27 protein-coding genes, 1 other RNA gene and 2 pseudogenes are annotated in these 25,416 nt (G+C 63.1%); 14 read left to right on the top strand and 16 right to left on the bottom strand.

The window, feature by feature from the left end:
- Positions 1 to 879: UvrD-helicase domain-containing protein (locus EOB80_RS35340; RefSeq protein WP_245466378.1), on the bottom strand; the 879-nt coding region annotated here is incomplete at its 3' end.
- A gap of 274 nt (positions 880 to 1,153) precedes the next feature.
- Between EOB80_RS35340 and EOB80_RS18380 the strand changes: the two are divergent.
- Positions 1,154 to 3,456: pseudogene (locus EOB80_RS18380) on the top strand (glucose/quinate/shikimate family membrane-bound PQQ-dependent dehydrogenase).
- Positions 3,457 to 3,593: 137 nt separating this feature from the next.
- Here EOB80_RS18380 and EOB80_RS35345 read toward each other — a convergent pair.
- Positions 3,594 to 3,848, bottom strand: coding sequence for a hypothetical protein (locus EOB80_RS35345; RefSeq protein ID WP_245466379.1), 255 nt, complete (start codon positions 3,846 to 3,848; stop codon positions 3,594 to 3,596).
- A 54-nt stretch (positions 3,849 to 3,902) separates the two neighbouring features.
- Positions 3,903 to 4,028 (bottom strand): hypothetical protein, encoded by a 126-nt coding sequence (locus EOB80_RS35885; RefSeq protein WP_281058031.1) that lies wholly within the window; start codon positions 4,026 to 4,028, stop codon positions 3,903 to 3,905.
- Positions 4,029 to 4,461: 433 nt separating this feature from the next.
- Between EOB80_RS35885 and EOB80_RS18395 the strand changes: the two genes are divergently transcribed.
- The gene (locus EOB80_RS18395; RefSeq protein ID WP_127328897.1) at positions 4,462 to 5,349 is read left to right on the top strand and encodes a dienelactone hydrolase family protein; all 888 of its coding nucleotides are present in this window, start codon (positions 4,462 to 4,464) and stop codon (positions 5,347 to 5,349) included.
- A 9-nt stretch (positions 5,350 to 5,358) separates the two neighbouring features.
- On the opposite strand, the pseudogene EOB80_RS35350 reads toward EOB80_RS18395, so the two are convergent.
- Positions 5,359 to 5,469 (bottom strand): annotated as a pseudogene (locus tag EOB80_RS35350) (EamA family transporter); the annotation flags it as partial.
- A gap of 3 nt (positions 5,470 to 5,472) precedes the next feature.
- On the opposite strand from EOB80_RS35350, the gene EOB80_RS18405 reads away from it, so the two are divergent.
- Complete coding sequence (locus EOB80_RS18405; RefSeq protein WP_127328898.1) at positions 5,473 to 5,952, top strand: Lrp/AsnC family transcriptional regulator; 480 nt, start codon at positions 5,473 to 5,475, stop codon at positions 5,950 to 5,952.
- A 17-nt stretch (positions 5,953 to 5,969) separates the two neighbouring features.
- Here the strand turns inward: EOB80_RS18405 and EOB80_RS18410 are convergent, their stop codons facing one another.
- Both EOB80_RS18410 and EOB80_RS18415 read right to left on the bottom strand, forming a co-directional pair.
- On the bottom strand, positions 5,970 to 6,167 hold the full coding sequence (locus EOB80_RS18410) for a hypothetical protein (RefSeq protein ID WP_056582983.1): 198 nt from the start codon (positions 6,165 to 6,167) through the stop codon (positions 5,970 to 5,972).
- Positions 6,168 to 6,403: 236 nt separating this feature from the next.
- A complete protein-coding gene (locus EOB80_RS18415) occupies positions 6,404 to 6,883 on the bottom strand; it encodes a thioesterase family protein (RefSeq protein WP_127328899.1) in 480 nt (159 codons plus the stop codon).
- Positions 6,884 to 7,070: 187 nt separating this feature from the next.
- Between EOB80_RS18415 and EOB80_RS18420 the strand changes: the two genes are divergently transcribed.
- Positions 7,071 to 8,483: an FAD-linked oxidase C-terminal domain-containing protein gene (locus EOB80_RS18420; protein ID WP_127328900.1), complete on the top strand. Its 1,413-nt coding sequence runs from the start codon at positions 7,071 to 7,073 to the stop codon at positions 8,481 to 8,483.
- Positions 8,484 to 8,545: 62 nt separating this feature from the next.
- On the opposite strand, the gene EOB80_RS18425 is transcribed toward EOB80_RS18420, so the two are convergent.
- Complete coding sequence (locus EOB80_RS18425; RefSeq protein ID WP_127328901.1) at positions 8,546 to 9,055, bottom strand: DinB family protein; 510 nt, start codon at positions 9,053 to 9,055, stop codon at positions 8,546 to 8,548.
- Between the two features lie 115 nt (positions 9,056 to 9,170).
- On the opposite strand from EOB80_RS18425, the gene EOB80_RS18430 reads away from it, so the two are divergent.
- Positions 9,171 to 9,767, top strand: coding sequence for a TetR/AcrR family transcriptional regulator (locus tag EOB80_RS18430; protein ID WP_206516822.1), 597 nt, complete (start codon positions 9,171 to 9,173; stop codon positions 9,765 to 9,767).
- 122 nt (positions 9,768 to 9,889) lie between these two features.
- Positions 9,890 to 10,411, top strand: coding sequence for a hypothetical protein (locus EOB80_RS18435; RefSeq protein WP_127328902.1), 522 nt, complete (start codon positions 9,890 to 9,892; stop codon positions 10,409 to 10,411).
- A 65-nt stretch (positions 10,412 to 10,476) separates the two neighbouring features.
- On the opposite strand, the gene EOB80_RS18440 is transcribed toward EOB80_RS18435, so the two are convergent.
- On the bottom strand, positions 10,477 to 11,439 hold the full coding sequence (locus tag EOB80_RS18440; RefSeq protein ID WP_127328903.1) for a Dyp-type peroxidase: 963 nt from the start codon (positions 11,437 to 11,439) through the stop codon (positions 10,477 to 10,479).
- Positions 11,440 to 11,592: 153 nt separating this feature from the next.
- On the opposite strand from EOB80_RS18440, the gene EOB80_RS18445 reads away from it, so the two are divergent.
- A complete protein-coding gene (locus tag EOB80_RS18445; RefSeq protein ID WP_127328904.1) occupies positions 11,593 to 15,561 on the top strand; it encodes an AsmA family protein in 3,969 nt (1,322 codons plus the stop codon).
- Between the two features lie 23 nt (positions 15,562 to 15,584).
- On the opposite strand, the gene EOB80_RS18450 is transcribed toward EOB80_RS18445, so the two are convergent.
- Positions 15,585 to 16,022, bottom strand: coding sequence for a helix-turn-helix domain-containing protein (locus EOB80_RS18450; protein WP_127328905.1), 438 nt, complete (start codon positions 16,020 to 16,022; stop codon positions 15,585 to 15,587).
- Between the two features lie 157 nt (positions 16,023 to 16,179).
- Between EOB80_RS18450 and EOB80_RS18455 the strand changes: the two genes are divergently transcribed.
- The gene (locus EOB80_RS18455; RefSeq protein WP_127328906.1) at positions 16,180 to 17,982 is read left to right on the top strand and encodes a chloride channel protein; all 1,803 of its coding nucleotides are present in this window, start codon (positions 16,180 to 16,182) and stop codon (positions 17,980 to 17,982) included.
- Here the strand turns inward: EOB80_RS18455 and EOB80_RS18460 are convergent.
- The 4 genes from EOB80_RS18460 to EOB80_RS18475 form a co-directional block, all read right to left on the bottom strand.
- Positions 17,979 to 18,203, bottom strand: a complete 225-nt coding sequence (locus EOB80_RS18460; RefSeq protein WP_127328907.1) for a ribbon-helix-helix domain-containing protein — start codon at positions 18,201 to 18,203, stop codon at positions 17,979 to 17,981. The genes EOB80_RS18455 and EOB80_RS18460 overlap by 4 nt on opposite strands.
- On the bottom strand, positions 18,200 to 18,397 hold the full coding sequence (locus tag EOB80_RS18465; protein WP_127271798.1) for a DUF4169 family protein: 198 nt from the start codon (positions 18,395 to 18,397) through the stop codon (positions 18,200 to 18,202). Before EOB80_RS18465 ends, EOB80_RS18460 begins: the two co-directional genes overlap by 4 nt.
- A 16-nt stretch (positions 18,398 to 18,413) precedes the next feature.
- Entirely contained in the window at positions 18,414 to 18,950 is a 537-nt protein-coding gene (locus tag EOB80_RS18470; protein ID WP_127328908.1) for an SspB family protein, read from the bottom strand.
- A 118-nt stretch (positions 18,951 to 19,068) separates the two neighbouring features.
- Positions 19,069 to 19,758, bottom strand: coding sequence for a TetR/AcrR family transcriptional regulator (locus tag EOB80_RS18475; RefSeq protein WP_127328909.1), 690 nt, complete (start codon positions 19,756 to 19,758; stop codon positions 19,069 to 19,071).
- A gap of 188 nt (positions 19,759 to 19,946) precedes the next feature.
- On the opposite strand from EOB80_RS18475, the gene EOB80_RS18480 reads away from it, so the two are divergent.
- A complete protein-coding gene (locus tag EOB80_RS18480) occupies positions 19,947 to 21,152 on the top strand; it encodes a multidrug effflux MFS transporter (protein WP_127328910.1) in 1,206 nt (401 codons plus the stop codon).
- Positions 21,153 to 21,212: 60 nt separating this feature from the next.
- Here EOB80_RS18480 and EOB80_RS18485 read toward each other — a convergent pair whose 3' ends face one another.
- Both EOB80_RS18485 and ssrA read right to left on the bottom strand, forming a co-directional pair.
- Entirely contained in the window at positions 21,213 to 21,545 is a 333-nt protein-coding gene (locus EOB80_RS18485) for an AAA family ATPase (protein ID WP_245466380.1), read from the bottom strand.
- A gap of 87 nt (positions 21,546 to 21,632) precedes the next feature.
- Positions 21,633 to 21,992, bottom strand: a transfer-messenger RNA (tmRNA) gene (gene ssrA, locus EOB80_RS18490).
- 170 nt (positions 21,993 to 22,162) lie between these two features.
- Between ssrA and EOB80_RS18495 the strand changes: the two genes are divergently transcribed.
- The 4 genes from EOB80_RS18495 (at position 22,163) to EOB80_RS18510 (ending at position 24,217) form a co-directional block, all read left to right on the top strand.
- Positions 22,163 to 22,474, top strand: a complete 312-nt coding sequence (locus EOB80_RS18495; protein ID WP_127271793.1) for a DUF2853 family protein — start codon at positions 22,163 to 22,165, stop codon at positions 22,472 to 22,474.
- Between the two features lie 158 nt (positions 22,475 to 22,632).
- Positions 22,633 to 23,427: a thymidylate synthase gene (locus tag EOB80_RS18500; RefSeq protein ID WP_127328911.1), complete on the top strand. Its 795-nt coding sequence runs from the start codon at positions 22,633 to 22,635 to the stop codon at positions 23,425 to 23,427.
- The gene (locus tag EOB80_RS18505) at positions 23,424 to 23,843 is read left to right on the top strand and encodes a HEPN domain-containing protein (protein ID WP_127328912.1); all 420 of its coding nucleotides are present in this window, start codon (positions 23,424 to 23,426) and stop codon (positions 23,841 to 23,843) included. The genes EOB80_RS18500 and EOB80_RS18505 overlap by 4 nt, the downstream gene beginning before the upstream one ends.
- A complete protein-coding gene (locus EOB80_RS18510; protein ID WP_127328913.1) occupies positions 23,822 to 24,217 on the top strand; it encodes a hypothetical protein in 396 nt (131 codons plus the stop codon). Before EOB80_RS18505 ends, EOB80_RS18510 begins: the two co-directional genes overlap by 22 nt.
- Before the next feature lie 20 nt (positions 24,218 to 24,237).
- On the opposite strand, the gene EOB80_RS18515 is transcribed toward EOB80_RS18510, so the two are convergent.
- Positions 24,238 to 24,447, bottom strand: a complete 210-nt coding sequence (locus EOB80_RS18515; RefSeq protein ID WP_127328914.1) for a molybdopterin-binding protein — start codon at positions 24,445 to 24,447, stop codon at positions 24,238 to 24,240.
- A gap of 160 nt (positions 24,448 to 24,607) precedes the next feature.
- On the opposite strand from EOB80_RS18515, the gene modA reads away from it, so the two are divergent.
- Positions 24,608 to 25,402 carry a molybdate ABC transporter substrate-binding protein gene (gene modA, locus EOB80_RS18520; protein WP_127328915.1) on the top strand — a complete coding sequence of 265 codons (795 nt, stop codon included), beginning with the start codon at positions 24,608 to 24,610 and terminating at the stop codon, positions 25,400 to 25,402.
- Positions 25,403 to 25,416: the final 14 nt, after the last annotated feature.

The following is a 25,416-nucleotide window of genomic DNA, read 5'->3' on the forward strand; positions in this document are numbered from 1 at the left end:
GCCGGACATCTCCCCCTCAAGGGGGGAGATCGGCTTGCCTTGCGGCCTTTGCGCCAGGAGGCGCAGCCACATGTACTGGGCGGTGTTGGTGTCCTGGTACTCGTCGACGAGGATGTATTTGAAGCGCTTGTGGTATTCCTTGAGCACGTCCGGATTGGCGCGGAAGATGCGGATCGGGTGGCACAGCAGATCGCCGAAATCGCAGGCGTTCAGCGTCTTCAGCCGCTCCTGATAGGCCTTGTAGAGTTCGCGGCCCTTGCCGTTGGCGAAGGCGCGGGCGTCGCCCTCGGCGATGTCGGCCGGGCCTTGCCCCTTGTTCTTCCAGCCGTCGATCATCTGGGCGAACTGCTTGGCCGGCCAGCGCTTGTCGTCCAGACCTTCGGCCTGGATCAGCTGCTTGATCAGCCGCACGACGTCGTCGGTGTCGAGGATGGTGAAGTCGGAGCGCAAACCGGCGAGTTCGGCATGTCTGCGAAGCAGCTTCACGCCAATCGAGTGGAAGGTGCCGAGCCATGGCATGCCCTCGACATTGCCTTCGCCGATCAGCACGCCAATGCGGATCTTCATCTCGCGCGCGGCCTTGTTGGTGAAGGTCACCGCGAGGATTTCCCAGGGCTTAGCTTTGTGGGTTGAAAGGATGTGAGCGATGCGGGTGGTCAGCACGCGGGTCTTGCCGGTGCCGGCTCCGGCCAGCACCAGAACCGGCCCTTCGGTGGTTTCCACCGCCAGCCGCTGCTCGGGGTTCAGCCCCTTGAGATAGTCGCGCGCATCGCTATGGCCGCTGCGGGCAGCCATGGCGCGCGCGGCGATGCCCGACGGGGCCGTGGGCCGCGCATTGGGTTCGTCGAAAAAGGGCATGTCTTCGGAAAAGCCGGACATTGCCCCGAATGTAGTGATTCGGTGGGGAAAGACCAGAACTGTCTACGTTTTGTTCCGCTAAAGTGCCCGATTGCTGCCCCGCGCTCCCAGTGCGGTCGATGTTATGCCAATGGCGATGGACCATTCCGGCTTGCGCTTGAGGCCCGTGCTTGACAGGCGGGACCGTCAGGAGAAAGTTGTGCTTCGGGCAGCGACGCAATGCCGGGTTGCCATGGCCGCGCCGCGAAGCGCAACAGTCGAAGCCGCGAAGCGCAACAGTCGAAGGAGTATCATCTTGGCTGTCACCATCACCTCCCTCATTCTTTTCCTCATCGGCCTGGCACTCGGCGGCGGCGGCATCCGCCTGGCGATGCTGGGCGGCAGCTGGTACTATGTCGTTGCCGGCCTTGCCTTCCTGATCGCCGCCTGGCTGCTCTACCGGCGCCGGTCCACCGCACTGTGGCTCTACGCGGTGATCGTGCTCGGCACGTTGGCCTGGGCGGTCTGGGAATCCGGCTTCGACTGGTGGGAACTCGGGCCTCGCGGCGGCATCATCGTGCTTCTCGCTTTTTGGCTGCTGACGCCGTGGGCGAGGCGGGGTCTCGTCGGCCCTGACGGGCGCGCGCCGCTGATCCTTGCCGTGCTGGCATCATTGGCCGTCGCCGGTTATTCGATGACTTCGGACCCGAAGGACATCGCCGGCGAACTCGGCACCGACAAGGTGGTCGCCAACGCCAATCTCGGCAATGATGTGCCGGCCGGCGAATGGCACTATTACGGCCGCACGCAGTTCGGCCAGCGCTATTCGCCGCTCGACCAGATCACGCCGGACAATGTCGCCAAGCTGCAGCCTGCCTGGACCTACCAGACCGGCGATGTGAAGGGTCCCGACGATGTCGGCGAGACCACCTACCAGGTGACGCCGCTTAAAATCGGCGACACGCTCTACATCTGCACGCCGCATAATTTCGCCATCGCCATCGATGCGGCGAGCGGCAAGGAGAAATGGCGCTTCGATCCCAAGGTCAAGCTCGACAAGGACCGCCAGCACCAGACCTGCCGCGGCGTGGCCTATTACGCCGATGCCGCCGCGAGGCCCGAGTTCCCACCTATCTGCCGACCTCGGATGCGCGGCTGATCGCGCTCGATGCCGCCAACGGGCAGATCTGCCCGGCTTTCGCCGAGGGCGGCACGCTGAACCTTCTGACCAACATGCCCTATCCGAAGTCGGGCTATTATTACTCGACCTCGGCCCCGCTGATCTCAGGCGGCAAGATCATCGTCGGCGGCGCGGTCAACGACAATTATTCGACGCAGGAGCCGTCCGGCGTCATCCGCGCCTACGACGCCGCCACCGGCGCGCTGGTTTGGAACTGGGATTCCGGCAATCCGGACCAGACGACGCCGCTGCCGGCCGGCCAGACCTATACCGCCAACTCGCCCAACATGTGGTCGACGCCGAGCGCCGACGAGAAGCTCGGCCTGCTCTACGTGCCGCTCGGCAACCAGACGCCGGACCAGCTCGGCGCCGGGCGCAGCGCCAATGTCGAGAAGTTCTCGTCGTCGATCACCGCGCTCGACCTTAACACCGGGCAGGTGCGCTGGGTGCGGCAGACCGTGCACCACGATCTCTGGGACATGGACGTGCCGGCGCAGCCGAGCCTGATCGACATCACCAAACCCGACGGCACGGTGGTGCCGGCGCTGGTCGGGCCGACCAAGCAGGGCGACCTCTATGTGCTCGACCGCCGCACCGGCGAGCCGGTCATTGCGGTCAACGAAGTGCCGGCGCCCGGCGGCGCGATCGAAGGTGACCACACATCGCCAACGCAGCCGGTCTCCGATCTCACCTTCATGCCGAAGCCGCTCACCGGCGCCGACATGTGGGGCCTAACCATGTTCGACCAGTTGGCCTGCCGGATCGAATTCCAGGGCCTGCGCTATGAGGGTCGCTATACGCCGCCTTCCGTCCAGGGCTCGCTGATCTATCCCGGCAATTTCGGCACCTTCAACTGGGGTGGCGTCGCCGTTGACCCGGTCCGGCAGGTGCTGTTCGGCATGCCGACCTATCTGGCGTTCAAGTCGGAGCTCATTCCGCGCGATCAGGTGCCGCCACCGGACGAGGGGCGCGGCAGCGAGCAGGGGCTGAACCGCAACGAGGGCGCGCCCTATGCGGTGGTGATGGGACCGTTCCTGTCGCCGCTCGGCATTCCTTGCCAGGCGCCGCCCTGGGGCTATGTCGCCGGCGCCGATCTCAGGACCGGCAAGATCGCCTACATGCATCGCAACGGCACTGTCTACGATATGACGCCGCTGCCGCTGCCGCTGAAGGTCGGGGTGCCGGGCATTGGCGGGCCGATGATCACCGCTGGCGGCGTCGCCTTCCTGGGGGCGGCGGTCGACGACTATCTGCGCGCCTACGACCTGACATCGGGCAAGCAGCTGTGGCAGGCGCGGCTGCCGGCCGGCGGGCAATCGACGCCGATGACCTATACGGTGGCCGACGGCCGCCAGTTCGTGGTCATCGTCGCCGGCGGCCACGGTTCGGTCGGCACCAAGCCCGGGGACTATGTGATCGCCTACGCGCTGCCGAAGTAGGGGCGCAGGGGGCGCGATCTCTCAGAGGTCGCGCCGCCCATCATCTGTGCCGGTATCTTTTCCCCGCATAGTGACGGGGAAAAGTGCCCGACTGGGCGATGAGGGGCGGCAAATCTTCCGATCGGCCCGATTGTCGATCAGCCAATCCCCAGATGGCCCTTCAGGCTGGGCACCGAGCCGAGCACCTTGTTGGTCAGGTCGGGGCCGGCGGCAGCTTCGGCCTGCTGGATCAGCGTCGCGCCGGCCTTCTGGATCTGCGCCATGTCGAGCCCGGATGCCTTGAGCGAGGCGACGCCGTTGATCAGCGCGCCGGCCTTCTCGCCGAGAACGCCGCCAAGCGCGCCCTGCAACGACGACAGAAAACCGCCACCGCCGGCCGGAGCGGCAGCCATGACGTCATATTGATGGGCGAGGTCGTCGGCGTCGGGGATCCTGGCGAAGAACGCCTAGGCGCTTGTGCCTTCCGCCTCGTGTTCGAGCACCGAGAAGATGGTGCCGACGACTTTCTCCGTCGTCGCGTGGTCGAGGCCCGCCTTCTGCGAAACGGTGTTGACGATGTCCTGGACGTTCATGGCGTCACTCAGCCCTGGGTTTTCGTGTTGCGGTTCCGCTCAGTGCGGACCCTGGTCAACGATCGTCTGCCTGCGTTCAGAACCATCGAGCACAGGGCCAAAGCGGCGGTCGCCGCAAGGACGAGCGCGCTGGCGAGGATCGGGGAAGGCATGGTCATGGTCATCGCTTCCTTCTGGGTCTGACGTGTGGGCACACGGCCAGATACTGGTCGATAGCTACCTTCCCTCACGATTGTGGCAGCGCTAGCAGGATTTATCGCCAATGACCAAAAAGTGATGACATGGCCGCGCATGGCGCCGGCTTTACTGCTCGGGCGCGGCCGGCGCCCTGCGCCCTGAGGCAATCGGCGGCCGCGATGAGTGCTCGACTGGATCATGCCGGCTTGGTCCCTATGTAGCTGGGAACTAAAGCCCGAAGCAGAGGACCCCATCCATGACGAAACCCGACGCCAAGCCCGCTATCACCCAGGCGATGATCGACGCCTATGACGAATATACGCATCTGACGCTCGATCGCCGCCGGTTCATGGAGCAGTTGACCCGGCTTGCCGGATCGGGTGCGGCGGCCGCCGCGATCGCGCCGCTTCTGGCGGCAAATTCGGCGCAAGCGGCTGTTGTCGCCGACAACGATCCGCGGGTGAAGGGCGAGGACATCAGCTATCCCGGCGGCAGCGGCGAGATGAAGGGCTACCTAGTCAAGCCCGCGGACAAGGCGGGCAAGCTTGGGACGGTGATCGTCGTGCATGAGAACAGGGGGCTCAACCCGCATATCCGCGATGTGACGCGACGCGTGGCGCTGGAGGGGTTCGTGGCGCTGGCGCCGGATTTCCTGTCGCCGCTCGGGGGAACGCCGACCGATGAAGACAAGGCGCGCGACATGTTCGCCAAGCTCGACCCGGCGCAGACCATCGCCGACGGTGTTGCGACCGTCGCTTTCCTCAAGAGCGACAAGGACGGCAACGGCAAGGTCGGCGCCATCGGCTTCTGCTGGGGTGGCGGCACGGTCAACATGCTGGCCATCAACGCGCCCGATCTCAGTGCCGGCGTTGCCTATTACGGCATGCAACCGAAGGCCGCCGATGTATCCAAGATCAAGGCGGCCTTGCTGCTGCACTATGGCGGACTGGACGAGCGCATCAATGCCGGCATCGACGCCTTCAAGAAGGAACTCGACGCGGCGCATGTCGAATACACGGTCTATGTCTATGAAGGAGCCAACCATGCCTTCAACAACGACACGTCGGCAGCGCGCTACGACAAGAAGGCGGCCGACCTGGCCTGGGGCAGAACGATCGCCTTCCTCAAGCAGAAACTGGCATAGGGCGTTCGTCTAATCCGTGTTCGCCGGCTTGTGGAAGGCGACGCCGGCGACCACCAGCGCAATGCCGAGGCAATCGGTAAAACTTGGCATCTGGCGCAGCACGACGACGCCGATCAGCGTCCCATGAAACGCCTTCGAACTGAAAAAGCCGATCTCGATGCCGCCGACATGAAGATCCTGCGTCTGCTGGAAAAGGACGCGCGCACCAGCACGGCGGAACTGGCACGCTCGGTCGGCCTGTCGGCGCCGAGCGTGGCAGAGCGCATCAAGCGGCTACTGGAAAGCGGCGTCATCGAGGCCTATTCGGCCAGGATCAACCCGGCGGCACTTGGCCTGCCGCTGTCGGCATGGCTGCGCATCCGGCCGGTGCCGGGGCAACTGGCCGTCGTGGCCGAGATCATCCGCGAACTGCCGGAGATCGTGCAATGCGACCGGGTGACCGGAGAGGATTGTTTCATCGCGCTGGCGCATGTCGGCTCGGTGGCCGACCTCGAGCGGGTGATCGACCGGATCATTCCCTACGCAATGACCAATACGGCGATCATCCAGTCGTCGCCGGTGGTGGCGCGCTCGGCCCTGGCGGCGTTGAGGCGCCAGGCTTGACGTAGAGGGAGAGGGCCTTATGCGTGGCCGCGTTTCATGCGCGCCTGCTTCAGGATGGCACGCCAGCGGATCATGTCGAACGGGATCGGCTCGTTGCTATTGGCGATGTGGAAGATCTCGTTGTTGACGTTCTTGAGCGAGCGCCAGAAATCGTAGTCGGTGATGCGCGGATCGGCAGCCAGCCTGTCCACCTCGACCTTGATGTCGGTTTTCATGCACTTTCCTCGAACCGGCGCCGCGCCGCCCGTGTCGCTACCTCGATGCGGATCGTTTTCGACCGACCCGCTGAGTCGCGCAACGGCTCAGATGGCTTGTTCCCGTTAAAACCTTGGTAAGGTTAACGAGGGCGCCGCGTCGCTTCAAGCACTGCTGCCGGCCGATGGGAGGGTTCTGCGATTTTAGATTGCGGGTGTGGCTTTGAAGCCGGGAACGAGAAGGTGTCGGCTTCGCCCTATTTGCGTTTGATGCCGATCGAACGGCCGGCCCGTTCCGGCATCGGCAGTGCCGAATGGGCGGCGCGCATGGCTTCGACCCTGGCCAGCACATCGGCGGGGAAGGGTGAGACCTTCGGCCCGGACATGTTGACATGCAGCGACAGCGATTCGGAAGTCGCGGCCAGCCAGCCGTCGACATGGCGGATTTCCTGGTAGGCCCGCAGCCGCTTGTCGTCGTGGTCGATGAGCTGGAAGGAGACCGTGACCTTGTGCTCGAGGTGCAGCTCCTGCACGTAGCAGACATGGACTTCGGCCGTGTAGATGGTCAGGCGGCGATCCCTGGCATAGTTCGGTCCCATGCCCATTGCCTCGAAGGCATCGTCCGAGCAGCGGTCGAACAGCACGTTGTAATAGGCCATGTTGAGATGGCCGTTGTAGTCGATCCAGTCCTTCTCGATGTCCATGGGTTTCGAGACGAAGGGAGTGGGGATGGGCATCGAAACTTCCTTGTTCTGGCGCTGGACAGAGCGTGGCTCCGGAGACTCTATTTGTTCTGACGCAATTCCCCAAGGAAAGCGCTAAGCGGTTTTCCCGGGAAAACCGCTTCACACTTTTCCTGGAATTGCTTTACGCATCCATAGACGCATAACAAGCGTGGACGCTGGTCCATTCGCGGAGGAATTCATGGCTCTGAGCGACCTCAACCCGGTCGAACGCAACGAGGAAGGCATCGCGGCGGTGCTCGGCATCCTCAAGCAACGGCTCGGCGAGCGATTCCAGACCGGCCAGGCGATCCGCTCGCAGCATGCCCACACCACCACCTATATTCCGACGCAGGCGCCGGACGGCGTCGCCTTTCCCGAGACGACCTCCGAGGTGCAGGACATCGTGCGGGCCTGTGCCGCGCACCGCGTGCCGGTGATCGCCTTTGGCGTCGGCTCCTCGCTGGAAGGCCACACCAACGCACCGGGCGGCGGCATATCGGTCGACACATCGCGCATGAACCGTGTCCTGGCGGTCAATCCACAGGATCTCGACTGCACGGTCGAACCCGGCGTCACCCGCGAGGATTTGAACCGGCATCTGCGCGACACCGGACTGTTCTTTCCGATCGACCCCGGCGCCAATGCCTCGCTCGGCGGCATGGCCGCAACGCGGGCCTCCGGCACCAACGCGGTGCGCTACGGCACGATGCGCGAGAACGTGCTGGCGCTGACCGCCGTCATGGCCGACGGCGAGACGGTGACGACCGGCAAGCGGGCGAAAAAGAGCTCGGCCGGCTATGATCTGACGCGGCTGCTGGTCGGCTCGGAAGGCACGCTCGGCATCATCACCTCGCTGACCGTGAAGCTACAAGGCATCCCGCAGGCGATCTCCGGCGGCGTCTGCCCGTTTCCGAGCGTCGAGGCGGCCTGCAACGCGGTCATCGCGACGATCCAGATGGGCATCCCGGTGGCGCGCATCGAACTGGTCAACGCGCTGCAGATGCGGGCGATGAAGAATTATTCCAAGCTCGACTATCCCGAGAGCCCGTGCCTGTTCGTCGAGTTTCATGGTAGCGATGCCGGTGTTGCCGAACAGGCCGAGACCTTTGGCATGATCGCGGAAGAGAATGGCGGCGGGCCGTTCCTGTGGACCAGCGTCGCCGAGGAGCGCACCAAACTGTGGAAGGCCAGGCATGACGCCTACTGGTCGTCGCTGACACTGCGGCCGGGCGCCAAGGGGCTGTCGACCGATGTCTGCGTGCCGATCTCGCGCTTTGCCGAATGCGTCCTGGAAACCGAAGCCGACATCGCCGAGATGGGCCTGATCGCGCCGATCGTCGGCCACGCCGGCGACGGCAATTTCCACGTTCTGGTGCTGATGGATGTGAACGATCCCAAGGAGATCGCGCTGTCGGAAAAGTTCGTCGCGCGGCTCAATATGCGGGCGATCGCCATGGACGGCACCTGCACCGGCGAGCACGGCATCGGCCAAGGCAAGATCGGCTTCCTGCGCCATGAGCTAGGCCACGGCGTCGACATCATGCGCACCATCAAGCAGGCGCTGGATCCGCTTGATATCATGAACCCTGGCAAGATCTTGCCAGCAGGGTAGGGATTATCCCGCCGCAGCAATGAAGGAGCCGGAAACCGGCATCTCCAATGTAAGGTTTCCGATTACACCGGTGCTCGGCGGGCGGGCTCTGCCTGATGGAGATAACCCGTGAAGGTGTCGGGCGACGATGGCTTCGACAATTGTGTCACTATGCGTCCGACCTCACCGCGATGATAGCCGCCATGGGTGATGACATGTGCCAGCATCTCCTCTCGTGACATCTGCCCGGGGGCGCCGTCCGTAAAGGCAAAACGGATCGCCTCCGCCAGTTCTTCGGGTTCGACCTGTTCGACGTAGCGGAGGTACCATCGGTCGGTGTCCTTGATCGCCTTGGACAGCTCCGCGAGCGTCGGTGTGCTGCTCGTGCCCGTGTCTCGATAGGAGTGCTTCTGCTGCTGGAGGTTCGACGCAAAGATCCGGTCGACGACATGCGCGTGATTGACGGTCTCAAGGATCGCGCCAAGCTGCTTCTCGGTTGTCTCGTTTTCGATCTCTGCCAAAAGAGCGAGGAGTTCATTGTCGGCCCAGGATTTGTAGCTGAACAGGGATAAAAGCAGTGTCTTGTTGCTCATAGCGACCTCTCATTGACTTGCGTGGCAGGCTTGGCTCGATAAATGTGAGCGGACACTCGCATTTTGGTGAAAAGGCCCTGATATGGCTACTCGCGTTCCCTCAGAGCATGGAAGCGTGCGCAAAGCGCCACGGCAACTGCGTTCCCGCGCAACCGTGGATACGATTGTCGAAGCCGCGGCTCGCGTTCTAGCTCGGCGTGGGTGGGCGCATTTCACCACCAACGAGACGGCTTCGGCGGCTGGTGTCAGCGTCGGCTCGATCTACCAGTATTTTCCCAACAAGCTGGCCTTGGCGGAGGAGATCCGAAAACGCCATCTCGACGCGGTGCTCGCGGCCATATCCGGTTCGGATGAGCGTGACGCAGTGATCACGGTGGAACAGCGGGCGGCGAAGCTTGTCGATGGCGTCGTCGCCGCCCACAGCGTCGATCAGGAACTGCATCGCGTCCTGCTCGACGAGGTGCCGCTTGCCGCACGCTCGACACAGGATCAGTTCGAGGCGGAGTATCTGCGCCGCTACCAAGCCGTGATCGCATCTGCCCCGGGCAAGCCCGATCCCAAGCGCGACGACATTGCCGGACGTGTGCTGTCGGGTGCGGTCGAAGGGGTCGTGCATGCCGCAGCGCGACATGGCGAACTGCAATCGCCGGAATTGCGAGCGGAACTCATCGAGCTGGTCTGCGCCTATCTGCGCAGCCGATGCACAGGCTGAGCGGCTCGGTATTCGACCATCCGGCATCGTCAGCAGGGCTATTCTTGACCGACGCGGTTTTGGGGCAGAAACTCATGCGAATGGCCTGAAACAGACAGGCGTGCCAGCGGAGGAGGAATGCCATGGCGATTTCACGCAAGGAAGCGGCGCGTGCGCTGAGCGCGGACGAACAGGAACTGGTGGAGAAATCGCACCATCCGGCGGTGCAGGAGCTTTCCGACGCCGATCTTGCCGGCCTGGTCAAGCTGTTGCGGGAGCGGCGCGACAAGGCCCAGACCCAAGCACACCGCCGCCAGCGTGAGATACGCGGCAAAGGAGCGCCGAAAGGCGCCGCGCCCTCAAAGTCCGATGGCGGTTCGCAGACAAAGCTTGCGGTGCTGGCCATGGCCATGCGGCGGCTGAATGGCGAGGCCGAGCGGCGCCGGCAGCTGGCGGCCAGCGTTTCGCTGATCGAAAACGCGCGCAAGGTATTTGTCATGAAGCAAGTGGCGACGCCGGAAGGCCCTGCTTTCAATTCGCGCACCGCGCGCAAGGGGATGCGGTCGGTGGCAAACCAGAGGGCGCAAGACCTCGTCCGACCGATGGAGCTTGGCCGGCAGCGCAAGGCGGCCAAAGTGGCGCAAGCAAAGCGCGACGCACGCTGAGGGTTCTGACAATCGCCGGGTGAAATCGTTGGGACGCCGGCCTGCCGTGCGGTCGCAGGCGTCTTCTATGCGCCCTCAACAAGGGTTTGCAGCATGGGGCGGGTTGGCGCGAAGAACGTCGTGCCGGTGTGCGGCGTGGAGAAATCGAGCAGCCGGTCGTAAGCGCCCGGCGGCTCACCGATGTACATTCGCTGCAGCATCTTCTCGATCACCCAGAGATACCTGCTGTAGCCGATAAAATAGGTGCCGAACTCCTTTTGCCCCGGCCTGCCGAACGGCATGTTGTCGCGCAAAATGTCGTACTCGTTGCCATCGGCATCCTCGATGGTGGCCAGCGACTTGTGCGATTTGCGCGGTGCGTCGTCATCATCGATTTCGATGTTGTCGATCTTGGTGCGGCCGATGATCGCTTCCTGCTCGGGCGTCGGAATGCGCGCCCAGGCCTGGAGATCGTGCAGGTATTTCTGGACGACGACATAGCTGCCGCCGGCGAAGTCGGCGTCCTCATCACCGACGAGTGCCGAGGCCGGAAGGTCCAGCCCGGTCGGGTTGGCGGTGCCGTCGACGAAGCCGAGCAGGTCACGCGCATCGAAGTACCGAAAGCCGGAAACCTCGTCGACGACGTTCACGGCATCACCGAGATTGTCGAGCAGAATGCGCTCGAACTCGAAGCACATATCGGGCCGCTCGGAGCGGATGTGGAAGAGAAGATCGCCGGCGGTCGAAGGCGCCGAATGAACGGCACCCTTGATCGGCGCAAACGGTTTCAGTTCCAGCGGTCGCCGATCTGGGGAAAGACGATCCCAGAGATCGCGGCCGATGCCGGCAATGCACGAAAGCCGCCCGGAAAGATCGCGGAACCCGACGGTTTTGACGAGATCATCGAGGCCGCCGAGCACGGAGGCTATCTTGGCGAGCGCGGTCTGACCGCTGGCGACGGTGACGACAAGAAAGACCGCCGAAAGCGACAGCGGGGCGTCGACACTTTGCGCATCGATCGGCACGCGATCCCAGTTCTTTCCAGACATCCGAATTCTCCGCTTCGCCGGGATTTGTTTCAGATCGCCCGATATCACGCAACTGCGGATGAGACATCGCGCAACACTGGATGAATTGCCTCTTTATCGACACGCGGATGCGGGTAGAGTGCGGCAGAATTTCAATCAACCCATTCGGAGCTGATGCTCGCTCGCCTGTTCGTGATCTTCGGTGGCCTTTTTGTGCTGGTGCTGTGTGCGGCGCTGGTGGTGCCGTATTTTATCGACTGGACCGGCTACCGCGCCCAATTCGAGCGCGAGGCCAGCGCCATCCTCGGCCGCAAGGTGACCGTGCAGGGCGACGCCACGGCAAGGCTGTTGCCGTTTCCCTCGGTGACCTTCTCGAACGTCGCGGTCGCCGGCGGCCCCAATGGCCAGCCGGCCATGACCGTCGAGACGTTTTCGATGGATGCGGAACTGGCGCCCTTCCTGCGCGGCGAAGTGCTGATCTTCGACATGCGGCTGGTGCGGCCGAAAGCGACCATCGATATCGCCAATGACGGCACCGTCGACTGGGCGATGCGGCCGTCCTCTCCCTTCGACCTCAATCAGATCTCGATCGAGAAGCTGACGGTGACGGAAGGGCAGATCGAACTGCGCCATGCCGCCGGCGGGCGCAGCCACCTGTTTTCCGAGATCAATTCGACCATCTCGGCCAAGTCTCTGGCCGGGCCATGGCGCATGGACGGCACGCTGCGGCTCGACGGTCTTCGCACCACGGTCACTGCCTCCACCGGCAAGGCCGAAGGCAACGGGCAGATGCGGCTTCGGCTGAAGGCCGATCCGGACGCCTATCCGCTGGTCATCGAAACCGACGGCAATGCCGGCATCGTCAATGGCGCCGCCGCCTATTCCGGCCAGTTCAAGATCTCCGGTGCCGACAAGAACAGCGCCGAGCTGCGCGGCACCGATGGCGAGACGGTGAGGGTTTCCGCCGGCAAGCCCGATCCGGGCTTTCGGCTGAACGGCAAATTTTCGCTCGACCACGAGAAGCTCGGTGTCGACGAGTTCCGCTTCGAGACCGGGCCGCTCGACAACCCCTACATCGCCGATGGCAAGGCTTCTGTCGATCTCGGGCTGAAGCCGAGTTTCGCCATCGAGGCCAATGGCGCGCAGGTGCAGTTCGACGAGGCGGTGGGCGCCGAAGCCGGCGCCGGCCTGACGCTGGACCAGCGCATCGCGGCGTTTGAGCAGGCGCTGCTCGACATGCCGAGGCCGACCATTCCCGGCACTGTCGAGGTCAAGCTGCCGGCGGTGGTGGTCGGCGACACCACGGTGCGCGACGTGCATCTTTCCGCCGAGCCGGTCGATGGCGGCTGGTCGGTGAAATCGCTTGCCGCGACCTTGCCCGGCCGCACCACGTTGGAAGCCGATGGCATGCTCGTGCTCAATTTGGAGGGTCATTTCGGCTTCAACGGCTCGCTGCTGCTGGCCGTGGCGCAACCCTCCGGCTTTGCCGCCTGGCTGTCGAAGGATGTCGACGAGGCGATCCGCCGTCTCCCTGCCGCCGGCTTCAAGGCCAAGGTCGACCTCTCGCAGAAGCGCCAGGCCTTCAGCGATCTCGAATTGATCCTGGGCAAGGCGAAGTTTTCCGGCCGCATCGATTCCAGCCAGCCCGACGATGCCAAGCCCTCGGTGCTGATGCGTCTCGAAGGGGGCGACCTCGATGTCGACGGGCTGGCGGCCTTCGCCTCGATCTTCGTCAGCGACAAGGGCGCCAATCGCTTTGCCGACCGCGACCTCGATTTCCAGATCAAGGCAGGGCCGGTCAACGCTGGCGGGTTGACCGCGGATACCGTCGACACGGCGCTCAGGCTGCGCGACGGGCTGCTCGAAATCGACCGGCTGTCGGTGGGCGGGCTGGCCGGCGCCTCGATCAGCGCCACCGGCAGGATCAAGGATTTCCCGGCGAGCCCGACCGGCAAGCTCGATGCATCGGTGGTTGCCGTCGATCTGAAGCCGCTGATCGACGTCGCCGCCCGGCATTATCCCGACAGCGCCGTGCTCAAGGGACTGGCGAGCCGTGCCGCAGCCTATCCCGAGCTGTTCCAGGATGCGCGTGTCGACCTCGTGGCGAGTGCGGCCGACAATGGCGACGGCACCACGGGCCTGGCGGTGAGCGGACAAGGCAAGGCCGGCGGCTCGGCCTTTTCCGCATCGCTGTCGGGAAAGGGGGCGGTGGACAAGCTTCTCGAAGCGCCGGTGGCGCTTACCTTCAATGCCAAAAACCCTGATGCCACCACGCTGCTGGCCCTCTACGGCCTGCCGGCACTGCCGCTCGGCATGCTGGGCGAGGCAAGCACCGACATTCAGGCCAAGGGAACGCTTGGTGGCGGCCTGACGACGAATTTCAGCCTTGCCGGCAACGACTTCAAGGCGGGTTTCGAGGGGACGATCGCCGATACGCCGCAAGGCTTCGCCGCCAAGGGCAAGCTCAGCCTCGATGCCGCCGACATCGAGCCATGGCTGATGACGACAGGTATCGGCCTGCCGGGCATGGGGGCGGGCATGTCGACGTCGTTTTCGGCACAGGGCGACTATGGCAACGGCCTGCTGGTGCTGGACGAACTCAACGGCGCCATCAACGAAGCGGCGGTGTCCGGCGACGTCAATATCGATGTAAAGGAGGGGGTCGACGGCAAGGCTGGCGTGCCGCATCTGGCCGGGGCGCTGATGCTCGACGAACTCGACCTCGATCCGATGGCGGTGGCGCTGTTCGGCGATTCCGCCTTTCTTGCCGACAAGGAAGAAACCAATAAGGGTGGCGTGTGGCCGGCGACACCGTTCAGCCAGAAATCCAACCTGCCGTTCACCGCCGACCTAGACCTGACGACGGCAGCGCTCGCCGCCGGTCGGTTCGCCACCGCCTATGATGCCGCCTTTTCGCTCAGGCTCGACCAGGAAGGCATCCGCGTTTCGGATTTGAAGGCGAAATTGCTGGGCGGGGCGCTCACCGGCCTGTTCGAACTGAAGAACAATGACGGCACCGGCCTGTTCTCTGGCCAGATGAAACTGGCGGGCGCCGATCTGGCGACCGTGCTGCCGGATGCCGGCATCAGCGGCATCGGCGATTTCTCGACGGCGCTGTCAAGCAGCGGCAAATCGGTCGAAGGGATGGTGGCCGCCTTGTCCGGCTCCGGCACGGCGGCGTTGAAGGGCGTGAAAGTTGCTGGCGTCAATCCAGATGCGTTCAGTGCATTCCTCGCCAAGGCGGATGCGATCGGGCGCGATATCGATACGGCCAAGACCGCCGGCTTTGCGCCCGACATCGCCGCTGACGGCAGCTTTGCCGCTGGCGATACCGACGTCGCCTTCACGGTCGCCGGCGGCACGCTGCGGGCGCCACCGGTCAGCCTGGAAAATCCGGCGGCGACCTTGTCCGCCGACGTCACGGCGGATCTCAACGCGGCCACGGTGTCGGCCAAGGGTGCGATCACCTATCGGCCTGGCGACGAGGCACTGGTCGGCTCCGAGCCGGTCGTGAATTTCACCGCCGAGGGGCCGTTCGGCGCGGTCAAACGAGCATTCGACAGTGAGCCGCTGGCGCAGTTCCTGACCCAGCGCGCGCTGGAGAAAGAGCAGCAGCGCGTCGAGGCGATGCAGGCCGCGTTGCTGGAAAAGCAGCGGCTTCGGCGCGAGGTGCGCTACTACGCGGCGTTGAAGACCGAACGGGATAAGGCCGCCGAGGAATTGCGCAAGCAGGAGGAAGCAGCACGGCTGAAAGCCGAGGCTGACGCCAAGGCCAAGGCCGAAGCGGATGCCCAGGCGAAAGCCGATGCCGATGCCAAGGCTCAGGCCGACGCGGAGGCGAAAGCAAAGGCGGACGCCGATGCCAAAGCCAAGGCGGACGCCGACGCCAAGGCCGCTGCCGAACAGCAAGCCGCCGACGAGGCGGCCAAGGCGCAGGTCGACAAGCAGGAGCGGCAGAAGGCTGAAGAGGCTGTGCGCATCGCGGCGCAGGAAAAGGCAAGGCTCGAGGCCGAACGCAAGGCCGCGCAGCAGGCTCCGAAGGTGGAGCGGGCGCCGCTGCCGGAAGCCAACGACAATCCGCCGCCGGCCAAGCCGAAGTCCAATCCGTTCACGATCGACAATCTGCTGAAGTCGCTGCAGTAGGCTGAGCTTTCTGGGCGATACGACTACCCTCCATCTAGATCGAGCAGACGCCGCAGCATCGGTTCGATACGCGACAGTTCGTCGAGATGCACCGCCGACAGTTCGGCCAGGCAATCGTCGGCGCGCTCGGTCAGTTGCAACAGCACGCGGCGGTGGTCGTCCTTGTCCTGATCTCGTGTGACCAGCCCAGCTTCGCCGAGGCGGTTGACCAGTTCGACGGCGCTGTGGTGGCGGATGCGCAGGCGCTCGGCGAGGTCGCCAACCGTCACCGGGCCGCCGCCGGGGAATCCCTTGATCGCCAGCAGCGCCTGATGCTGGCGCGGGGTCAGGCCGGCGTCTTCCGCCTGGACCTGGCTGAATTCGAGGAACCGGCGGATCAGGTAGCGAAACTCCGACAGCCGCTGGTAATCGGCCTGGCTGATGGCGGGGCGTGGTTTTTGTGGCTGCGACATATCAGACATGTGTTCGTTTTCCGGCGAAAGCTCAAACGGATTTCGGGCGAAACCGACTTGAATATTTATATCGTGTTACGATACATATCCATCGACAAGCCCGGCTGGCCGCTTCGACCGTGCCGCATATCCACATTCGGCCCGCCGCCAGGAAGCAAAGCCCGCCATGAAGACCCCTCACTCGAACCCGGAGCATCTGCGTGATTTCACCACGGACGCCAGGGTGCTGCTCGTCGCGGCCATTGCCGTGGTGGTGGCGACAGCCGGACTGGTTGCCGGCATCGCGCTTTTGAAGCTGATCCGGCTGGCCACCAACATCGCCTATTTCGGCCAGTTCTCGCTTGCCGACCTGAAACTCCAGGACACGCCGCTTGGGCTCGCCGCCGTCATCGTTCCGGTGATCGGCGCGCTGATCATCGGCCTGATGGCGCGCTTCGGCAGCGAGAAGATCCGCGGCCATGGCATTCCCGAGGCCATCGAGGCGATCCTGCTCGGGCGCTCAAAACTCGACGCCAAGGTGGCGATCCTGAAGCCGCTGTCGTCGGCGATCTCGATCGGCTCCGGCGGACCGTTCGGCGCCGAAGGGCCGATCATTATGACAGGCGGTGCGATAGGCTCGCTGATCGCGCAGATGCTGCCGGTCAGCGACAACGAGCGCAAGACGCTGTTGGTGGCTGGTGCGGCAGCAGGCATGACCACGGTGTTCGGAACACCGATCGCCGCCATCATGCTTGCGGTCGAACTGCTGCTTTTCGAATGGACCCCGCGCAGCTTCATCCCTGTGGCGGTGGCGGCTGTTATCGCCGAGGTCGAGCGCACCATGCTGCATTTGCCTGGGCCGATCTTTCCGTTTCAGGGCGGCATGGAGGTGTCCTTTGTCGGCCTTGCCGGCTGGGTGGCGATCGGCGTTTGTGCAGGACTTTTGTCGGGACTGCTGACGCAGATGGTCTATGCCTGCGAGGACGGTTTTCAGAAACTGCCGATCCACTGGATGTGGTGGCCGATGCTTGGCGGCCTGGTGGTCGGCATCGGTGGGCTGATCGAGCCGCATGCGCTCGGCGTCGGCTATGACAACATCACCGACATGCTGGATGGCCGCACCGTCGCGACAGCGGCCCTCCTGCTGCTGGTGGTCAAGGCGATCATCTGGTCGGTTGCGCTCGGTTCGGGAACGTCGGGAGGTGTGCTGGCGCCGCTGTTGATCATGGGTGGGGCTATGGGCGCTGTGCTCGCCGGCGTTCTGCCTGCCGCGGATCCCGGTTTCTGGGCGCTGCTGGCGATGGCCGCCACGATGGGCGGCACGATGCGTGCGCCGCTGACCGCCACGTTCTTCGCCGTCGAACTGACCGGCAACACACATATGCTGGTGCCGCTGATTGCTGCCTGCGCCGCGGCGCACGCCGTCACCGTGCTTCTGATGAAGCGGTCGATCCTGACCGAAAAGATCGCCAGAAGGGGACATCATCTGGTTCGCGAATACCGCGTCGACCCTTTCGCCCTGACCAGGGTGCGTGAGGTGATGACCTCAAAGGTCGAAAGCGTGCCGGCGACGATGACGCTGCATGGCGCGGCAGCGTTCCTGACAGGGCCGGAAACACGGCATCCGAGTTTCCCGGTGGTCGATGAGCACGGCCATGTGCTGGGCCTCATCGATCCGCCGGCGATATTGCGCTGGAGACGCGCCGGCACGCACCGCACCACCACGCTTGGCGAACTGCTGGCCGACAGCAAGGTGACGCTGGCCTATCCGGACGAATATCTCGAAGGCCTCTCCGACAAGCTGCTGACGGCCAACGTCTCTCATCTGCCCGTCGTCACTCGCGAAGGCTCCTTGCTGGTCGGCTATGTCGGCTGGAAGGATTTGATGCGCGTGCGGTCCAGGAAACAGGCCGAGGAGCGCGAACGTTCGACCTTGCTTGGCTTCGGCACCAGACGCAGGAAGAAGGAAGCGGCGGTCGAGGGCCTCTAGAAATCCGTTCCGCGCTTCGCCCACTCCAGGACATGGAGCCTCAACGCAGAGGACAGGTTGGTGTCGCGGGGCCTTGTCTCGTCGACTTCGGCGACAAGCGCGGCAAGCGTCAGCTTTCTGGTCGCCGCGATCGCGACGAGGTCGTCATAGAAGGGTTTTTCGAGCGAGTAGCTGGTGCGGTGGCCGCGAATGGTCACCGAACGCTTTTCGACCGGGCTCATAGGTGGTCAGGGTCGCCGGGCTTTTCACGACGATGCCCGGCAACGAATTTTTCGCTCTTGTCGGCAGCGATGCGGTCGCGTTCTTTTTCGGCCTTGGAGCGGCCGTGCAGCGCGCGATTCTGTTCGGCGGCGCGCAGCTTTTCGTCCCGCGCCTTTTGCTTGCGGGCCTGGCGGAGATTGACGATTTCGGCCACGGCGTAAGTCGCCGGCCTATTTCTTGCGGAAGGCGTCGAGCGAGACCACTTCGGCGCCCTTGGTGGCGGCGTCCGCGGCCGCGGGCTTCTTCTCCGCCTCGGCGGCGGCCTTCTTCTCGGCCTTCGGCTTTTTCTCGGAGACGATGGTCAGCGGCTCCGGAGTTGGCGCAGCCGGTTCCTCGGCTGCCGGGCCATCCGTCTTGACGTCGAATTCGAGTTCGAAATTGACCGAGGGATCATAGAAGCCGCGCACGGCCGAGAACGGGATTTCGAGTTTTTCCGGAACATCGGAGAAGGACAGGCCAACCTCGAAGCCGGTATCGGTCACCTTCAGGTCCCAATACTGGAACTGGATGACGATGGTCATCTGCTCGGGATAGCGCTCGCGCAGCCGCGAAGACACGCGTACGCCCGGCGCGCCGGTCAGGAAGGTGATGAAGAAGTGGTGGTTGCCGGGGAGGCCGGTGCGCGCGACCTCGGCCAGGACCTTGCGCATGACGCCGCGCAACGCCTCCTGGGCCAGAATGTCGTAGCGGATGTGGTCGTCGGCCATGTGGCGGTCGGGTTCCGTTGAATCGTCCGCATAGCTGTAATCAAGCTTGAGGGCGGCGTAAACCGCATATAGATCACCCTCGCGCGGAAGCGAAGACTATTGCCAGCGATTTGATCGCTCAGGCGCTGGTGAGCGCGCTTTGCTTTTCGGACGATGCCGCGGACCGGCGCTTGCCGAAGGCGCGCAGGAAGGTGCGCACGCCATTGGTCGCGGATTGCAGCACCTCGTCCTCGCGCGGCGAGCCGCCAAGCATGAAGGTGGTCTGCAGTTCGGCATTGACGAGGCCAAGGAACTGGCGTGCCGCCACGTCGGGATCCTCGATCGTGAGATAGCCGCCATAGGCGAGGCGGGCGAAGCGGGCGGCGATTGCTGGCCATGTCCTGCCCGGACCCTGTTCGCGCCATTCGGCAAACAGTTCGGGATAGCGCTCGCCTTCGGTCTGGATCAGCTTGCGCAGGAATTTTCCGTCGCGGTTGCAGATGCAGTTCTGGTTCAGGCGCACGGCAAAGCCGATCAGGTCGGCTTCGAGATCCCCCGGCTGGTCGGGGAAGGTGGCAATGGTGGCGAAGATGCCGGCATTGCAGCGTTCGGTGAGGTCGCGGACCACAGCGACGAACAGTCTCTCCTTGTCGCCATGATGGTTGTAGATGGTCTGACGCGAGACGCCAGCTTCGGCGGCGATCAGGTCGATGTTGGCGCCGGCGAAACCTTCGCGGCAAAACACGGTGGCGGCGGAGTCGACGATCGAGAGGCGCTTGGCCTCATGGCCGCGTGGCGGGAAAATGTCAGGAGAAACGTGCAGCTTCATAAAAAACTATATAGAGATGATTGACGATTTAGACAAGAGTGTCTAAATTTGTGGACACAAGATAAAGAGATTTCGCGTGAGAGAGACGAATAGGATTCGCTCTTGAGGTGTCGGAATCTCACGGGATGGAACGTCCTAGGTTAGACGTCGCCTGGCGGCGGCAACCAGATTTGAAAGAAGCCTTTATCATGAGTCCCAAATTCCTCCGCATCGCGGTCGTGCTCGGCTTGTTGTCCGCCATCGGCCCGTTCGCCATCGACATGTATCTGCCCGCGCTGCCGTCGATCGGCGCGGATCTGCATGCCAGCACCGCTGCCGTGCAGATGAGCCTGTTGATCTTCTTCCTGTCGATGGGTTTTGGCCAGATCGTCGTCGGGCCGATCTCCGACATGGTCGGCCGCAAGCTGCCGCTTTATGGCGGCCTTGCGCTGTTCATGGTTGGCGGCATCGGTTCGGCAATGGCGCCGACCATCGAATGGCTGATCGCTTTCCGTTTCCTGCAAGGGCTTGGCGCCAGCGCCGGCATGGCTGTTCCGCGCGCCATCGTGCGCGACCTGCATACCGGCAATGAGGCCGCCAAGCTGATGTCGTTGCTGATGCTGGTGTTTTCGGTGTCGCCTATCCTGGCGCCGCTGACCGGCAGCGTGATCATCGAGAGTTTCGGCTGGCGCGCCGTGTTCTGGACGGTGACGGGTGCGGCTCTGCTGGCCACCATCCTTCTGGCGACATCGCTCAAGGAGACGCGGCCGGTGGAAGACCGCGCCGGTTCCTCCTTCGGCACCGCGCTGTCGGCCTACCGCTTCCTGATGGGCGACCGCAACTTCCTTGGCCTGACGGCGATCGCCGGCTTCGGCATTGCGAGCTTCTTCGTCTATCTGTCGAGTTCGTCGTTCATCCTGATCGACCATTACGGGCTGTCGCCTTCGGTCTACAGCGTGTTCTTCTCGATCAACGCGGTCGCCTTCATCGGCATGTCGCAGATGACGGGGCTGCTGGCCGAGCGCTTCGGCCTGAGGCGCGTGGTGCGTGTCGCGGTGACCGGCTATGCGACGACGATGGTGGTGCTGTTCGCGGTGATGGCGACGGGGATCGATCGGCTCGAGGTGATGGCGGCGCTGCTGTTCGTCGGCTACGGCTTCCTTGGTCTGGTCATCCCGACCACCTCGGTGCTGGCCATGGAAGAACATGGCGAGATCGCCGGTACGGCGTCGGCGCTGATGGGCACGCTGCATTTCGCGATCGGCGCACTCGCCATGGGTGTTGCCGGCGTGTTCTTCGACGGCACGCCGCTGCCGATGGTGGCCGGCATCACGCTGTGCGCGGTGATTTCGTTCACGCTGGCCAAAGTCACGCTCGGCCGCTCGCGCGAAGCTGCCGAGGCACCGGCGGAATAAGCAACCAAAAACAAATGAAAAGGCCGAGGTTCATCCCGGCCTTTTTCACGCCAATCCTGTTCACGCCAATCCTGTCTCGGCCAGCACGAAGCGCAGCCGCGCCTCGACAGGTGCCAGCGGCAACGGAATCATCTCATAGCCCAGTTCCGTGTAGACGCCGACCAGCGCATGGTGGGTACGCTCGGCCTCGTCGAGCGTCTGCTTGCGCTCTTCGTCCTGCGCGAAGATCTCCGGCCAAAGCGGGGCGACGAAGATGCGGGGGTTGTAGCGGAAACGCTTGGCGGCGGCGTTGATGTGTTCGGGTAGCGGCAGGCCGCTCAGCCTGAGGTAGCCAAGCGTGTCCGGAACGCCCCGATCGAAAAAAAACAGGACGCCCGGTCTGTTCTTGCGCAATTTGATACGAGCGCATCTCCCATGACAGCATCAACTCGGCGGCGGGAGCTGCCGTTGTGCGTAACGCATGTTGAGGAGGAGGGGAGAAGTGGAGGTTTCTGTTGCCAGGTACCTCCGAACCCCGCCTAGAAGTGCGAACCTCTAGGGCTTGATTTGAAGCTATCGCACCGCTTACGCGGCGAGACGTGCTTCCGCATAGTTGTCATTTGCAACTACAGGTTTAGCCCGATGACGGTGGTACCATGCCGGGCAAAAGTACGATCTTTACACCTTCGTCGATCCTATTTCGCCCCCAGCAAAAACCGCTCTGTCATCAGCAGCGGCTTTTGGTGGAGGCGCCGGGTACCGCCCCCGGGTCCGAACGGCTTATTTCATCGCCCATTTATCGCCATAGTCGGTCAAGCCGACAGACTGAATATAGGGGGCCATCGCAAGAAATGGAAGGCCGCAATGGCACTTTGTCCCCCTGACAAAACCGCAAGTCCAAAGGGTTGACTTGGGCGCGGTCTCAACCGAAGCTTTGCCCCGGTGAGGAGTTACCGACCTAGCGCACATGTTGCAGCAGCGCGCCACAGCCCTCATCGATCGGATCCGTGGCGCCGACGAGGGGAATTTTGATGGCCGACTATCTTGCAGACGTGAAGAAATACGATGCCTCGGCGAGTGCCGACGTGGTCGACAAAATCGTCAAGCATCTTGGCATAGCGCTCCGGAACCGCGATTCCTCGCTGGTGTCCTGCACCGATCCGAAGGAGCTAGAGCGCGTCAAGGCTGGCTGGGTTGCGAAGAAGCTCGGCATATCGGACGACAACAAGGCCGACGCTTCGATCGAGAAGGTCTGCAAGGCGATGGCCGCCGACAGTACCAAGAACCGGGTTACCTTCTACTATCTGGTTGCCAAGGACCTGGGTAAACTCGGCTCCCTCTGACGACCGCACGTCAATTTGCAGGGGCTGGCGCGGTCCATGCGTCAGCCCTGATGTTGTTGGGGACTGGCAGCCTTCGGGCAGGGCTTGCGCTGCTTTGTGGTGTTCGATTGCCTGTCCGTCAGCTATGATGGCTGGACAACCGAATCGAGCCGGAACCGATGCGCCAGTATCTCGACCTCCTGCAGCACGTGCTGGACAACGGCGCCGATCGCGGCGACCGCACCGGCACCGGAACGCGCTCCGTCTTCGGCTACCAGATGCGTTTCGACCTGGCGCGCGGCTTTCCCGTCACCACGACCAAGAAGCTGCATCTCAAGTCGATCATCCATGAGCTTCTGTGGTTCCTGGCCGGCGACACCAACATCAAATACCTCACCGATAACGGCGTTTCGATCTGGGACGAATGGGCCGACGAGAATGGCGATCTCGGCCCGGTCTACGGCAAGCAATGGCGCTCCTGGCCGGATGGCCATGGCGGCTCGATCGACCAGATCGCGAATCTTCTCAAGGAGATACGCAAAAATCCTCAATCGCGGCGGCTGATCGTTTCGGCGTGGAATCCGGCCGAAGTGGAAGCGATGGCGCTGCCGCCCTGCCACTGCCTTTTCCAGTTCTATGTTTCGGAAGGGCGGCTTTCCTGCCAACTCTACCAGCGTTCCGCCGATATCTTCCTTGGCGTGCCGTTCAACATCGCGTCCTATGCCCTGCTGACCTTGATGGTGGCGCAGGTCACCGGGCTGAAACCCGGCGATTTCGTCCACACGCTTGGCGATGCGCATCTCTACTCGAACCATTTCGAGCAGGCGCGCGAACAGTTGCGGCGCACGCCGAAGGTGCTGCCGACGATGTGGATCAATCCGGAGGTGAAGGACTTGTTCGCCTTCCGCTTCGAAGACTTCCAGCTGGAAAACTACGTCGCCGACGCGTCGATCAAGGCGCCGATCGCGGTATGACATTAGAGAGGACCGCGCTTCAAGCCATAGCCAATGCGAAGCTGCAAGACGCAGAACTTTTGTTTCAAAACGAACGTTATTCGAATGCTTACTATCTTTTCGGATACGCTGCAGAAATTGCCATCAAGGCACGAATTTCACGGGTTTTTCAGCCAGATACCATCCCTGACAAGAAATTCGTCCAGGACATTTATAGCCATGACCTCAACAGGCTCGTGGCCTTGGCTGGCTTGTCTGCGGACCTAAACGAAAGCCGGACGGCGTCGCCTGTATTCGACGGCCATTGGTCGGCGGTCTCAGATTGGAATGAGGCTTCGCGTTACGATATGATAGATGTGTTCGAGGCGACGGCCATGCGAAACGCAATGGTCGACGAAGAGCAAGGAATATTCAGATGGCTTCAGGGTCGTTGGTAAGGACCGATATCGACGCCGGCATCAACCTAATTCGTGCTCTTGATGAAAAGGGATTTGGAGTTGCAGCCGCACTATGGTTGTACAACAGTGACGTCGACAATTGGCGCATGATTATCGCCTATCGCGGCCCACGAAAGGATCTCGAAAAAAAATATCTCGATGCGGCAACCATTGCTGCTGACTGGCGCAAGGCACGCCCACAAGAGCCTATTTTAGACCTTAGCAAGGTGAAGATCACATCAGCGGATGACCGGCTCATCGCCGGCCTAGGCATCGCCATGCGGGTTGATGGCCTAGGTGAGGTGCGATTCTCTCACAACACCATTAATGGCATCTATGTCGAAGATGCCTTGATCCATAGGCTTGCGGCGTAAGCCCATTAATCAGGCGCCGATCAGTCGACGCCGACCAGCACGTCCGAGGCTTTGACCACGGCGTAGGCCTGCTTGCCCTTTTCGAGCTTGAGATCGGCGACGGCCTCGTTGGTGATCGAGGCGGTGACGATGGCGCCGCCACCGATGTCGATCCTGACATGCGAGGTGGTGGCTCCCTTGGCGATCTCGGCGATCGTTCCCTTGAGGATATTGCGGGCGCTGATCTTCATCGGAGTTTCCTTTCCAGGGTTTCTTTGCCGGTCTCATCAGAACAATCGGTGTCGTACAGACGCTTTCATGGGGCGCCGGGCCTTCCCTTGTTATATTCATACGGATATATCGGTTAGCAGGCTTCGAGCCGGCCGGATTTCAAACCAGGGAGAGTTTTCCATGACGCGCAAAGGTTTTGGATCGAGGGCGATCGCCATTGGCGGTTTGGCTGCGGCGCTGATGGCAGTCGTGCCGGCAGCGCATGCGGAAGACAAGGTGGTGGTGTTTGCCGCGGCCAGCCTCAAGGATGCGCTCGACGCGGTGAACAAGGCCTGCCAGGCCGATGTCGGCGAAGCCGCGACCGTCTCCTATGCCGCAAGCTCGGCGCTGGCCAAGCAGATCGAGGGCGGGGCGCCTGCCGACGTCTTCATCTCGGCCGACCTCGACTGGATGAAATATCTCTCCGACAAGAAGCTGACCAAGCCGGACACCGAAGTGAAGCTGCTCGGCAATGAGATCGTGCTGGTGGCGCCGAAGGACTCGGCGGTCGACACCAGGATCGAGAAGGGTTTTGACCTCGCCAAGCTGATCGGCGACGGCAAGCTCGCCATGGGCGATTTCAAGGCGGTGCCGGCCGGCAAATACGGCAAGGCCGCACTTGAATCGCTCGGCGTCTGGTCCTCGGTCGAGGGCAAGGTGGCGCAGGCCGAAAACGTGCGCGCGGCGCTGAAGCTGGTTTCGACGGGCGAAGCCGCCCTTGGCATTGTCTATGCCACTGACGCGCATGCCGAAAAGGGCGTCAAGGTGGTCGGCACCTTCCCGGAGGATTCGCATCCGCCGATCATCTATCCGGTTGCCCAGACCGCCGATTCGAAGGACAAGGATACGCGGGCTTTCCTGAAATGCCTGCAGTCGGCCAAGGCGGCCGCGCTGTTCAAGGATCAGGGATTTGCCGTACTCGCGCCGAGCAACTGAGTTCCAAGGGGCAC

The organism is Mesorhizobium sp. M7A.F.Ca.MR.245.00.0.0, assembly GCF_003997415.1.
In the GTDB taxonomy this organism is placed as follows: domain Bacteria; phylum Pseudomonadota; class Alphaproteobacteria; order Rhizobiales; family Rhizobiaceae; genus Mesorhizobium.